We start from the raw sequence: 12,751 nt of genomic DNA on the forward strand, positions 1-12,751 counted from the left end.
CGCGGAGCCGGAGCGGCCGCGGCCTCCTCGACGACCGGAGCGACGACGGCCTCGGCAGCAGCCGGAGCCTCCGCAACCGGAACCTCGGCGGCCTCGGCGGCCGGAGCGGCCACGGCACGGGTCGCACGACGACGGGCACGCGGAGCCGGAGCGGCCGCGGCCTCCTCGACGACCGGAGCGACGACGGCCTCGGCAGCAGCCGGAGCCTCCGCAACCGGAACCTCGGCGGCCTCAGCGGCCGGAGCGGCCACGGCACGGGTCGCACGACGACGAGCACGCGGAGCCGGAGCGGCCGCGGCCTCCTCGACGACCGGAGCGGCAACGGCCTCGGCGGCCGGGGCTTCGGCGGCGGGCTCGACGACGGCCTCGGCGGCCTGCGTCTTCGGAGCGGCCACGGCGCGGGTCGCGCGACGGCGGGCACGGGCGGGGGCGGCGGCCGGAGCGGCCTCCTCCACGGGGGCGGGCTCCGCCACCGGGGTCACCTCGGCGGCTGCGACGCCGCCGGGCGGACCGGCCGGTCGCGAGGCGGCGCGGCGACGCCTGCGCGGGGGCAGGTTGTCGCTGGGGCTGCCGCTGTCGGCGCCGGCGGGGGTGGTGGTGTCGTTTTCGTTGTTGAGCATTGCGGGCGGTTCTCCCGTCACGCTCCCGGGCGCCGCGGCTGACTTCCGGTCCGGCTCGGTTCCGCGCGATGACGCGGAGCCGGCCTCCGGGGCGCGTTCGCCACACGGGAGCTGTAGTCCATGGCCGCCGGTTCCGTACGTGTTTGTCCGTACGGCCTGGCGGAAGTCTTCAGGTCTGTACGCGGCCCGACCCAGGTGGCTCCCGAGTGCCAGGGCTGCGCGACGACGACGATCCCTACGCGGCGGGACCTTCCGGCGCCTTCGCGTCGGCGGTCACGGCGACCGTGGGTGGGGCGGCCGTGTCTGCCTCGCGGTCGGGCGCGAGCGGGTCGGTCACCGTGCCGGACTCCTCGTCGAAGAGCCCCTGCGCCAGCCTGGTCACCGCAGAGGGGACCGGCGGCGCCAGGTCGGCCACAGCTCGGAGACCGGACAGGACGTCGTCGGGTCGCACGGCAGGTGTCAGATGCCGAACAACCAGCCGCAGTATCGCACAAGCATTGTCCAGCGGCCTATCAGCCGGCGCGGGAAGCGCTTCGAGGCTGACGACCGCGCCGCGGGTGTCGAAGGTCCGCACGCCGTTCTTGGTCTTGCGCTGCACCTCGACGTTCTCGGCGGCGAGGAAGACCTCCACCGCCCGCTGGGCCTCGGCGAGCTCCACGCCGTCCAGGCGCAGCTCCCACACGGAGGCGGTCAGCCGGTCCGCCAGGCCGGAGGTACGGGCCTCGACGGCGTCGATGATGTCGAGTCCGGCCGGCATCGACTCGTCGAGCAGCTCGCGGAGCTTCTCGGGATCGCGCGGCGCGGCGAGGCCGATCTCCAGGTATTCGGCCTCGCTGCCGGTCCCGGTCGGAGCGGCGTTCGCGTACGAGACGCGCGGGTGCGGGGTGAAACCCGCCGAGTACGCCATGGGCACCTCGGCGCGGCGCAGGGCCCGCTCGAAGGCGCGCTGGAAGTCTCGGTGGCTGGTGAACCGGAGGCGGCCGCGTTTGGTGTAGCGCAGTCGGATGCGCTGCACCACCGGTGCGGGAGGCGGGCCTTCGGGCTGTCGCTTGCCCAGTGGTTCTTCTCCTTGTGCGGGGCTCCGCGGCTCGCGCTTCGCCCTGAGGTCTGTCGACCCGCTCCGGCTCACCCCCGCCGTCGGGGCAGGGAGATCTCGTCTGCGGGTGCCGCGTCGGCGGCTGTCGTACTACCCAGAGTACGCGCCCGTGACCTCGCCGGTTCCACGGGAGGAGTACCGAACAGCGCACGGCGCACGGTGGCCCGTGCCTCGCGGACGGCTGCGCGGCCGGTGCGCCAGACCTCCCGCACGGCGTGTCCGACGGGGGTGAGCACGTGCCGGTAGACCATGGAGGCGGGCCAGCCGACCAGCACCCGGCCCACCCACTTGAGCCCGCGCCACAGGGCGGCGGTGATCCGCCCGGCCACGTGCCAGGCCCAGAGGAGGACCCGCCCGACCGGCGTGAGGACGTACCGGTACAGGGCGGCGGCCAGCCACGCCACGCCGAGCCCGACGGGCCGCAGCAGGTACCGGTACAGGGCGGTTACGAGCCATACGATCCCGTGCCCGACGGGGGCGAGGACGTACCGGTGGACCGCCACGGCCAGCCAGGCGATCCCGCGGCCGACGGGCGCGAGCACGTACCGCCACAGCGCGACCCACGGCCACACGAACAGCGCCATGCCGAGGACCCAGCCGATCCGGGTCACGCCCCTGGCGAGGGGCGCGAGCAGGTAGCGCATGCCGCCCCGGCCGATCCAGGCCAGCGCCTCCCCTAGCGGACGCAGCACGTACATGCCCAGGATCCGCCCGGCCGGCGCGAGCAGGTGGTCATAGGCGCCGCGGCCCAGCCACGCCAGCCCCTGGCCGATCGGGGTGAGCACGTACCGCCAGAGCCCGACCCACGGCCAGACGAATACCAGCTTGAGCAGGGTGGTCAGCAGCCACCCCAGCGCACGGAGCAGCGGCTGGAGGACATGGACGTACAGCGGTCCGAGGACGTGCCGGTGCGCGGCGCGGCCCGCGGCGACCAGCAGTTCCCAGACCACCCGTACGGGCAGTACGACGAGTACGGCGACGATCTTCACGGGAATCCTGATGACGCCCACCAGGCACCCGTCACCGCCGCCGGCGGGAGGCCGTTTGTCCATTTCCATGCAGTGGAGGACACGGCGAAGGCCCCCACCCGTTGCGGGCGGGGGCCTCTCGTGACCCAAGGGTTACTTCACGACCGACAGCGGCAGCAGCTTCTTGCCGGTCGGGCCGATCTGGATCTCGGTCTGCATCTGAGGACACACGCCACAGTCGAAGCACGGGGTCCAGCGGCAGTCGTCGACCTCGGTCTCGTCGAGGGCGTCCTGCCAGTCCTCCCAGAGCCAGTCCTTGTCGAGACCGGAGTCCAGGTGGTCCCAGGGCAGGACCTCCTCGTAGGTGCGCTCGCGCGTGGTGTACCAGGCCACGTCGACGCCGTAGGCGGGCAGCGTCTTCTCCGCGGCCTGCATCCAGCGGTCGTAGCTGAAGTGCTCGCGCCAGCCGTCGAAGCGGCCGCCCGACTCGTACACGGCGCGGATGACGTCGCCGATGCGGCGGTCGCCGCGGGAGAGGAGGCCCTCGACGATGCCCGGCTTGCCGTCGTGGTAGCGGAAGCCGATGGAGCGGCCGTACTTCTTGTCGCCGCGGATCTTGTCGCGGAGCTTGCCCAGGCGGGCGTCCGTCTCCTCGGCCGACAGCTGCGGCGCCCACTGGAACGGGGTGTGCGGCTTGGGCACGAACCCGCCGATCGACACCGTGCAGCGGATGTCGTTCTGACCGGAGACCTCGCGGCCCTTGGCGATGACGTTGACCGCCATGTCGCCGATCTGGAGCACGTCCTCGTCGGTCTCGGTGGGCAGGCCGCACATGAAGTACAGCTTCACCTGGCGCCAGCCGTTGCCGTAGGCGGTGGCGACGGTCCGGATCAGGTCCTCCTCCGAGACCATCTTGTTGATGACCTTGCGCATGCGCTCGGAGCCGCCCTCGGGGGCGAAGGTCAGGCCGGAGCGGCGGCCGTTGCGGGTCAGCTCGTTGGCCAGGTCCACGTTGAAGGCGTCCACGCGGGTCGACGGGAGGGACAGGCCCACCTTGTCGTCCGAGTAGCGGTCGGCGAGGCCCTTGGCGATGTCGGCGATCTCGGTGTGGTCCGCGGACGACAGCGAGAGCAGGCCGACCTCCTCGAAGCCGGTCGCCTTGAGACCCTTCTCCACCATCTCGCCGATGCCGGTGATGCTTCGCTCCCGCACGGGGCGCGTGATCATGCCGGCCTGGCAGAAACGGCAGCCGCGGGTGCAGCCGCGGAAGATCTCCACGGACATGCGCTCGTGGACGGTCTCGGCGAGCGGGACCAGGGGCTGCTTGGGGTACGGCCACTCGTCGAGGTCCATGACGGTGTGCTTGGACACGCGCCACGGCACGCCGGAGCGGTTGGGGACGACGCGGCCGATGCGGCCGTCCGGCAGGTACTCGACGTCGTAGAAGCCCGGCACGTAGACGTTGCCCGTCTTGGCGAGGCGCAGCAGGACCTCTTCGCGGCCGCCGGGCCTGCCCTCGGCCTTCCACGTGCGGATGATCTCGGTCATGTCGAGGACGGCCTGTTCGCCGTCGCCGATGACCGCGCAGTCGATGAACTCCGCGATCGGCTCCGGGTTGAAGGCCGCGTGGCCGCCCGCGAGGACGATCGGGTGGTCGACGGTGCGGTTGCGGGCCTCCAGCGGGATGCCGGCGAGGTCCAGCGCCGTGAGCATGTTGGTGTAGCCCAGCTCCGTGGAGAAGGACAGGCCGAACACGTCGAAGGCGGAGACCGGGCGGTGGCTGTCCACGGTGAACTGCGGCACGTTGTGCTCGCGCATCAGCTCTTCGAGGTCGGGCCACACGCTGTAGGTGCGCTCGGCGAGGACGCCCTCGCGCTCGTTGAGCACCTCGTACAGGATCATGACGCCCTGGTTGGGCAGCCCGACTTCGTACGCGTCCGGGTACATGAGGGCCCAGCGGACGTCGCAGCTCTCCCACGGCTTGACCGTGGAGTTGAGTTCGCCACCGACGTACTGGATGGGCTTCTGCACGTGCGGAAGCAGGGCCTCAAGCTGAGGGAAGACCGACTCGGTCATCACGCGACTTTCGTGAAGCGGGCAGGGGGCAGCTATCTAGCGTACCCCGATGGCTCAGCCGCCCCCACCGCGTGATCACTTCAAGGCCGTCCGCAGGGCGGGGGCGGAGGCCTTCGCCCAGATGCCGGGAAGCTCCCGTTCGCTCCGCTCGGCCAGGGCCTCCTCGCGGCCGTAGAGCACACCCCAGGTGAAGGCGGACTCCCCCGCGTCGGCAGCCTGGTCCGCGAGGCCGCGCAGGGCCTCACGGGCCACCACGCTGTCCTGGTGGTCGCCGAGCAGGCTCTGCACCTTCTTCACGGCCTTGGCCAGGCGTTTCGCCGGTTTGCCGAGCTCGGGCACGGCCGAGTCCGCCGCGTACCGGACGCGTTTGGCCGCCTTGCGGGCCTCGTGGAGGGCCAGGTCCCGTTCCCGGCCCTTGTCGAGGGCGAGCGCGGCGTCGATGCGGGTGGCGAGGCGGGCGTAGTCGCGGAGCACCGCCTTGGGGAGGACCTTCCCCGGGGACTTGGCGGCGCCGTCGAGCAGCGGGGGCGCGTCCAGCAGGGCGTCGAGGGCGTCGAGGAGGGTGACGTAGCGGTCGCTGTCGAGTGCGGCCAGGGCCCTGCGACGCGATGCGGAGCGCCGGCTGGTGTTCCAGGTCTGCAGCCGGTCGCGGGCCGGGCCGGCGAGGAGGGTGGGGGGCAGTGCGGCGAGGTGGGACCGGAGCCGCTCCATCAGGACCTCCTGGTCTCGGTCGACGCCGAGTTCGGCGGCCAGCCACCGCAGCTCCTCGCCGATGGGGTCGGTGACCTCGCGGTCCAGGACCTTGCGGTAGGTCTTGAAGGTGCTGCGCAGTCGGCGGGTGGCGACCCGCATCTGGTGGACGGAGTCGGGGAGGTTGCGTCGTACGGCCGGGTCATGGGCGATGAGGGTGTCGCGCTGCTCGGTCAGGTACGCGACGACGTGCGCGCCGGCGGTGCCTTCGGGTCCTGCGCCGCCGGAGGGGCGGGCCGGGGGCTCGGCGTCGGTCTCCGCGAGGGCCCGGGCGAGTTTCGAGGGGGCGCCGCAGACCCGGAGGCCGGCTTTGCGGAAGGTTGTTTCTACGGCGTCGAGGAGGTCGGGGTCGACGCCGTCGGCGAGTTCCACCTCGACCTCGGTCCAGCCGGCGGTCGTTTCGCCGCGCTCGGCCACGACCTCGTCGGTGCTCAGTTCCGCGAGGAGTGCCCCGTCGGCGTCGAGGAGGTGGCTGACGTGGCGCGAGGAGACCAGGCGGACCTGTGGTCCGAGTCCGGCGTCGCGGACGCGGGAGCGGACGAGGGCGGCGAGGGCCGGGGGTACCGTGTCGCTGAGCGCGGCCCCGACCTCGTCGCGCACCCCTGGGGAGACGGGCAGTTTGAGGTGCCAGCCCTCGTCCTGGCCGCCCGTTCTGCGCCGCAGGGTGAGACCGTCGGCGGCGAGCCGCCGGTCGGGAGTGTCGTAGTAGACGGCGTCGAGGTCGACGGTGCCCTGGTCGGTGACGGCCGCGATGGCGGCCGTCCCCGTCAGGTCCGGCACCCCGCGCCGGGCAGCTTCGGCCGTGGAGAACTCGAATTTCCGCTCGATCTCGCGCTTTGTGTCCGCCATGTACCGAACTTAGTCCTGAACGGAACACGTCTGCATGATGAAGGGAACATCAGGCTGACAATGGCCGTTGAACCTTGATCGACTGGAGGAGTCCGACCGCTATCCACACGGCGAACATCGACGACCCTCCGTAGGACACGAACGGCAGGGGCAGCCCGGCCACCGGCATGATGCCGAGGGTCATCCCGATGTTCTCGAAGGACTGGAAGGCGAACCAGGCGATGATGCCGGCGCACACGATCGTCCCGTAGAGCTCGGTGGTCTCCCGGGCGATCACGCAGGCCCGCCAGAGGATGACGCCGAGCAGCAGCAGGATCAGGCCCGCTCCGAGGAAGCCGAGCTCCTCGCCGGCCACGGTGAAGACGAAGTCCGTCTGCTGCTCGGGCACGAACTGGCCGGTGGTCTGCGAGCCCTTGAAGAGCCCTGAGCCGGTCAGGCCGCCGGAGCCGATGGCGATGCGCGCCTGGTTGGTGTTGTAGCCGACGCCGGCGGGGTCGAGCTCGGGGTTGGCGAAGGCAGCGAAGCGGTTGATCTGGTACTCGTCGAGGACGCCGAGCTGCCATATCAGGACGGCCCCGCCCACGCCGGAGCCGAGGAGGCCGATCACCCAGCGGTTGGAGGCCCCGGAGGCGAGCAGCACGCCGAGCACGATGACGACCATGACCATGACGGACCCGAGGTCGGGCATCAGCATGACGATGCCCATCGGGGCGGCGGCCAGGCAGAGCGCCTTGACGACCGTGCGGTGGTCCGGATGGGCGAGGTCGCCCGCGTCCACCCGGGTGGCGAGCAGCATCGCCATGACCAGGATGATCGTGATCTTCACGAACTCGGACGGCTGGAGGGAGAATCCGCCGCCGATCACGATCCACGCGTGGGCGCCGTTGATGGTGGCGCCGAGGGGGGTCAGCACGGCGAGGATCAGCACCAGCGAGAGCCCGTAGAGGACCGGCACGGCTCCGCGCAGGGTGCGGTGGCCCAGCCAGACGGTGCCGATCATCAGCACCAGGCCGATGCCGGTGTTCAGGGCGTGCCGGGCGAGGAAGTAGTAGGGGTCGCCCTGGTTCAGGCTGGTCCTGTTGCGGGTCGCCGACCACACGAGCAGGGCGCCGAGGAGGGACAGGGCGAGCGAGGAGAGCAGGATCGGCCAGTCGAGCCGGCGCAGCACGGAGTCGCGGGCCGTGAGTTTGGCCATCGGGCCGCGCTCGGGCGCGTACCGCGAGACGGAGAACTTGTTGGCGGTTGGCATGTCGGTATGGGGTCCTCAGTCGTGCCGTGTCGGGGGTGGCCCGGCGAGTGCCGGCGGTTCCAGGCCCTCCGGGGACGGCGGTACGTACGGCCGGATCTCGGGGGATTCGATGGAGCCGTCGGGGTTGATCCTGGGCAGTTTCGTCTCCGGGGCCGGCAGCAGGGCCCTCTTCGGGTCCTGCTTCCCGTCCATGGTCAGACCGTAGAGGGCGTTGTAGAGGTTGCGCACGGCGGGGCCGGAGGCGCCGGAGCCGGTGCCGCCCTGGGAGATCGTCATGACGATCGTGAAGTCCTTGGTGTAGGTCGCCAGCCAGGACGTGGTCTGCTTGCCGTAGACCTGGGCGGTACCGGTCTTGGCGTGCATCGGGATCTTGTCCTGGGGCCAGCCGCCGAAGCGCCACGCGGCGGTGCCGCCGGGTTCGACGACCATGCGCAGCCCCCTGTCCAGGTCCGCGACGGTCTGGGTGTCGATGGGGAGCCTGCCGTGGGACTGGGGCTTGATCATCTCTACGTGTTTGCCGTCGGGGCTGATCACGGCCTTGCCGACGGTGGGGTTGTACAGGGTGCCGCCGTTGCTGATGGCCGAGTAGGCGGTGGCCATCTGGATGGGGGTGACGAGGACGTCGCCCTGGCCGATGGCGAAGTTGATGCTGTCGTAGGCCTTGAGCTGGTTGCCTTCGAGGCAGCTCTCATAGGCGATCTGCTCGACGTAGGTGCCGCCCCGTTTGCCCTGCTTGCACCAGGAGTTCTTGTTGGCCGCCCAGAAGCTCTGCTTCCACCGGCGGTCGGGGATGCGGCCCTTGACCTCGTTGGGCAGGTCGATCCCGGTCTCCGAGCCGAGTCCGAACTCCCGGGCGGTCCGGTAGAACCAGTCGTGGGCGTCCTTCTTGGGGCTGAGGCCGCCGTCGCGCTGCCACTCCTTGTGCCCGAGGGCGTAGAAGACGGTGTTGCAGGAGAACTTGAGGGCCTCGGCGAGGGTGATGGGGCCGTGTCCCTTGGACTCGAAGTTCGCGAAGCTCCGGCCGCCGAGGCTGTAGGAGCTGCTGCAGTTGTACTTGTCGTTGAACTTGTAGCCGGCCCGGACGGCGGCGCTCGCGGAGACCACCTTGAAGATGGAGCCGGCGGGGGCCATGCCCTGGATGGCCCGGTTGAGCAGCGGGTAGTTGGAGCCCTTGCTGGTGAGTTTGGCGTAGTCCGCGCCGGAGATGCCGCCGACCCAGGCGTTGGGGTCGTAGTCGGGCTGGGAGGCCATCGCAACGATGCGGCCGGTCTTGGCCTCCATGACGACGACGGCGCCCGAGTCGGCCTCGTACTTGCGGCCGGTGATGTTGTCGGTCTCGTTGCGGACGACCTTCATCGCCTGCTGGAGCTCGTACTCGGCAACGGCCTGGACCCGGGCGTCGATGCTGGTGACGAGGGTGGACCCGGCGATTCCGGGGTCGGACTTGGTCTGGCCCATGACCCGGCCGAGGTTGTCGACCTCGTACGAGGTGACCTCCGCCTTGCCGCGCAGCTGCCGGTCGTAGGTGCGTTCGATGCCGGAGCGGCCGACCTGGTCGGACCGCAGGTGCGGGGAGTCGGTGTCCTTGGCCTTCTGGATCTCGTCGTCGGTGACGGGCGAGAGGTAGCCGAGCACCTGGGAGGTGCGGGCTCCTCCGGGGGCCGGGTAGCGGCGGACGGCGGTGGGCTCCGCGGTGATGCCGGGGAACTCCTCCGGGCGTTCGCGCAGCTGGAGCGCCTGCTGGGTGGTGGCTTCGAGGGTGACCGGGATCGGCTGGTAGGGGGAACCGTTCCAGCAGGGCTTGGGCGTCTGGGAGTCGCAGAGCCGGACCTTGTCCATGACCTCCTTGGGGGTCATGTCCAGGACGGCGGCGAGGCGGGTCATGACGCCCTTGCCCTTGTCCTTCATCTTCATGAGCGCGGTGCGGCTGGCGGAGACGACCAGGCGGGTCTCGTTGTCGGCGAGGGGGACCCCGCGGGCGTCGAGGATCGAGCCGCGCACGGCGGGCTGGACGACCCGCTGGACGTGGTTGCTCTTGGCCTCGTGGTAGTACTCCGCGCCGTTGCGGATCTGGAGGAACCAGAGCCGGCCGCCGAGGGTGATGAGCATGGAGAAGACGAGGACCTGCATGATGACGAGCCTGATCTGCACCCGGGAGGTGCGGCCGGTCTCCGGGACGTTGGTCACGTCTGCTCCTCCCTCACAGCTTCTTGACGCTCTTCACACCCTTGGCCGGCTTGACGCCCTTTATACGGACGGCCTTGTTGGCGCGGACCCGCGCGGTCTTCAGGCGCAGGCCGCCGCGCTGGCTGCCGATGCGCAGGCCGGTGCCGCCGGCCAGCCAGCCGGCGGAAACGTCGGCGGCCTTGTTGGCGGGGCCGCCGCCGGCCTCGACGGCCATCGGGTCGTTCTCGGCCCGGCGGGCGAGCGCCATGATCCACGGCACGGTGAACGGCGCGAGCAGCAGGTCGTAGAGGGTGGCGGTGAACACCAGCCCGGTCAGGCCGACGTGGCGGGCGGCGGTGTCGCCGACCAGGGCGCCCACGCCCGCGTAGAGCAGGGTGGAGCCGATCGCGGCGGCGACGACGGTCAGCATCGGGCCCCAGGCGGAGCGGAACCGCCCGCCGTCGGGGCGGACCAGGCCGGCGACGTAGCCGATGACGCACAGAACGAGCGCGTACCGCCCGGCCGCGTGGTCGGCGGGCGGCGCCAGGTCGGCGAGGAGTCCGGCGCCGAAGCCGATGAGCGCACCACTGACGTGCCCGTACACGAGTGCGAGGGACACGACGGTGAGGAGGAGCAGGTCGGGTACCGCGCCGGGCAGTTGGAGCCGGCCCAGGACGGTGACCTGGATGACGAGGGCGACCACGACGAGCGTGGCCGAGAGCAGGATCCGGTTGAAGCGCATACGGGGTCGGCTCCTAGTCGTCGGCCGGCTGGGCCGCCAGGCTGGCGGACCCGGACGGAGTGACCGTGACGGTGACCGTCGGGGTGGGCTTGGGGGCCTCGGGCTTGGGCGGCAGAACGGCGTCGCGCGGGTCCTCGCGCGGCGGCATCACGACGACGCCCACGATGTCGAGGCGCGAGAAGCCGACGAACGGACGCACCCATACGGTGCGGGTCAGGTCGCCGCGGGAGGGGTCGACCTTGACGACCTCGCCGATCGGAACGCCGGGCACGAAGGGCTTGTTGCCGCGCGAGCCGAAGGTGACGAGCCGGTCGCCGGGGCTGACCTTGGCCTTGCCGTTGAGCATCTGGACGGACAGGGCGCGGTCTCCCTGGCCGGTGGCGAAACCGAGTTCGCCGGTCTTCTCCAGGCGCGTGCCGACCGTGAAGTCGGGGTCGTTGGCCAGGACGACGGTGGAGGTGTCGGGGCCCACCGTGGTGACCCGGCCGACGAGCCCGTCGCCGTTGAGGACGGTCATGTCGCGCTCGATGCCGTCCTTGCTGCCGGCGTCGATGGTGACGGTCCAGGAGAAGCCCTGGGCCGCTCCTATGGCGATGACCTCGGCGCCCTTGATGCCGTACTGTCCGGCGCCGGCCCGCTTGAGCATCTCGTCGAGCTCGTGGATGCGGCTGCGGGTCTGGTCCTCGCTGCCCAGCTTGGCCTTGAGGGCCGCGTTCTCGCGCTCCAGCGTGGCGATGCGGTTGTGGCGCTCCCCGGAGTCCCGTACGGCCCCTATGGCGTTGGCGACCGGATCGACCGCGGTCGCCACACCTTCCTCGACCGGCCCGAAGACCGCTGCGGCGGCCTGCCGGGCACCGTCGACCGGTGACTCCTCGCCTGCCCTGATGTCCACCGTGATCAATGCGAACGCGATGGCGATCAGAAGCACCAGGAGCAGCCGGCTTTCTCGTGTGTCCCTCACGTGCGGCGGCCGTGCCTTCCTCGTCGGAATTCTCTTTGCCTGTATATCAACGATCCGCCGCACGGGCCCGGTAGCACCCGTACGGCGGATCCTTGTGCTCCGCTTACCCCCTCCGGCAGGGAGGGGCGTTGTCAGCGACGGGGCTGAGCGTCCAGGACCTGCTGGAGGGCCTCGAACTCCTCGACGCACTTGCCGGAGCCGAGCGCGACGGAATCGAGGGGGTCCTCGGCGATGTGGATCGGCATGCCGGTCTCACGGCGCAGCCGCTCGTCGAGGCCGCGGAGCAGGGCGCCGCCGCCGGTCAGGACGATGCCGCGGTCCATGATGTCGCCCGAGAGCTCCGGCGGGCACTTGTCGAGCGTCGTCTTGACCGCGTCGACGATGGAGTTGACCGGCTCCTCGATGGCCTTGCGGACCTCGGCGGCCGAGATGACGACCGTCTTGGGCAGGCCCGAGACCAGGTCCCGGCCGCGGATCTCGGTGTGCTCGTCCTTGTCGAGGTCGTACGCCGAGCCGATGGTGATCTTGATCTGCTCGGCGGTCCGCTCACCGAGGAGGAGCGAGTACTCCTTCTTGATGTGCTGAATGATCGCGTTGTCGAGCTCGTCGCCGGCCACCCGGATGGACTGCGCCGTGACGATTCCGCCCAGGGAGATGACGGCGACCTCGGTGGTGCCGCCGCCGATGTCCACGACCATGTTGCCGGTGGCCTCGTGGACGGGCAGGCCCGAGCCGATGGCGGCAGCCATGGGCTCTTCGATGATGTGCACCTGGCGGGCGCCGGCCTGCGTGGACGCCTCGATGACTGCGCGGCGCTCCACTCCCGTGATGCCGGAGGGAACGCAGACCACGACGCGCGGGCGAGCCAGGTAGCGACGCTTGTGGATCTTGAGGATGAAGTACCGGAGCATACGCTCGGTGATCTCGAAGTCGGCGATCACGCCGTCCTTGAGGGGCCTCACGGCGACGATGTTGCCGGGCGTGCGCCCGATCATCTTCTTCGCCTCGGAGCCGACCGCCAGGATGCCGCCGGTGTTCGTGTTGATGGCGACCACGGACGGCTCGTTCAGGACGATCCCCCGGCCCCTCACGTACACCAGCGTGTTGGCGGTCCCGAGGTCGATCGCCATGTCACGGCCGATGAACGACATGTTGTTCCCCTTGTTCCCCATGAGGAGCGTCTGGCCTTCCAGTTGAAAGCGGCTGCTGTCAGGTCGGCGAGGTGGGTGTGTGGGTGGAGGCCCCATCGTAGTGCCGGGGTGCGGACACCGCGC

General features: G+C 70.8%; 9 protein-coding genes and 1 pseudogene. All 10 read right to left on the reverse strand.

Translation table 11 applies throughout. The annotated features are described in order from the left end of the window. A pseudogene (locus AB0F82_RS24725) lies at positions 1-620 on the reverse strand (ribonuclease E/G); the annotation flags it as partial. Between the two features lie 235 nt (positions 621-855). Continuing rightward, positions 856-1,635, reverse strand: coding sequence for a TIGR03936 family radical SAM-associated protein (locus AB0F82_RS24730; RefSeq protein ID WP_356810141.1), 780 nt, complete (start codon positions 1,633-1,635; stop codon positions 856-858). Positions 1,636-1,745: 110 nt separating this feature from the next. After that, positions 1,746-2,774, reverse strand: a complete 1,029-nt coding sequence (locus AB0F82_RS24735) for a hypothetical protein (RefSeq protein WP_362631332.1) — start codon at positions 2,772-2,774, stop codon at positions 1,746-1,748. Positions 2,775-2,837: 63 nt separating this feature from the next. Then, a complete protein-coding gene (locus AB0F82_RS24740) occupies positions 2,838-4,763 on the reverse strand; it encodes a TIGR03960 family B12-binding radical SAM protein (RefSeq protein WP_356810025.1) in 1,926 nt (641 codons plus the stop codon). Between the two features lie 72 nt (positions 4,764-4,835). Beyond that, positions 4,836-6,359 (reverse strand): CYTH and CHAD domain-containing protein, encoded by a 1,524-nt coding sequence (locus AB0F82_RS24745; RefSeq protein ID WP_362631334.1) that lies wholly within the window; start codon positions 6,357-6,359, stop codon positions 4,836-4,838. 49 nt (positions 6,360-6,408) lie between these two features. Next, a complete protein-coding gene (gene rodA, locus AB0F82_RS24750) occupies positions 6,409-7,608 on the reverse strand; it encodes a rod shape-determining protein RodA (protein ID WP_362631336.1) in 1,200 nt (399 codons plus the stop codon). A 15-nt stretch (positions 7,609-7,623) separates the two neighbouring features. Then, the gene (gene mrdA / locus AB0F82_RS24755; protein ID WP_362631338.1) at positions 7,624-9,795 is read right to left on the reverse strand and encodes a penicillin-binding protein 2; all 2,172 of its coding nucleotides are present in this window, start codon (positions 9,793-9,795) and stop codon (positions 7,624-7,626) included. Positions 9,796-9,808: 13 nt separating this feature from the next. After that, the gene (gene mreD / locus AB0F82_RS24760; protein WP_356810033.1) at positions 9,809-10,516 is read right to left on the reverse strand and encodes a rod shape-determining protein MreD; all 708 of its coding nucleotides are present in this window, start codon (positions 10,514-10,516) and stop codon (positions 9,809-9,811) included. 13 nt (positions 10,517-10,529) lie between these two features. Then, positions 10,530-11,477 (reverse strand): rod shape-determining protein MreC, encoded by a 948-nt coding sequence (gene mreC / locus AB0F82_RS24765; RefSeq protein WP_030819225.1) that lies wholly within the window; start codon positions 11,475-11,477, stop codon positions 10,530-10,532. 131 nt (positions 11,478-11,608) lie between these two features. After that, entirely contained in the window at positions 11,609-12,628 is a 1,020-nt protein-coding gene (locus AB0F82_RS24770) for a rod shape-determining protein (protein WP_030008578.1), read from the reverse strand. Positions 12,629-12,751: the final 123 nt, after the last annotated feature.

The sequence above is a fragment of the Streptomyces virginiae genome (assembly GCF_040638905.1).
Classification (GTDB): Bacteria; Actinomycetota; Actinomycetes; order Streptomycetales; family Streptomycetaceae; genus Streptomyces; species Streptomyces virginiae_B.

What these genes read in the sequence shown, in the direction of transcription:
- AB0F82_RS24735 (WP_362631332.1), bottom strand. Translation starts at nt 2,774, where the DNA reads ATGGAAATGGACAAACGGCCTCCCGCCGGCGGCGGTGACGGGTGCCTG.
- AB0F82_RS24745 (WP_362631334.1), bottom strand. Translation starts at nt 6,359, where the DNA reads ATGGCGGACACAAAGCGCGAGATCGAGCGGAAATTCGAGTTCTCCACG.
- rodA (WP_362631336.1), bottom strand. Translation starts at nt 7,608, where the DNA reads ATGCCAACCGCCAACAAGTTCTCCGTCTCGCGGTACGCGCCCGAGCGC.
- mreD (WP_356810033.1), bottom strand. Translation starts at nt 10,516, where the DNA reads ATGCGCTTCAACCGGATCCTGCTCTCGGCCACGCTCGTCGTGGTCGCC.
- AB0F82_RS24770 (WP_030008578.1), bottom strand. Translation starts at nt 12,628, where the DNA reads ATGTCGTTCATCGGCCGTGACATGGCGATCGACCTCGGGACCGCCAAC.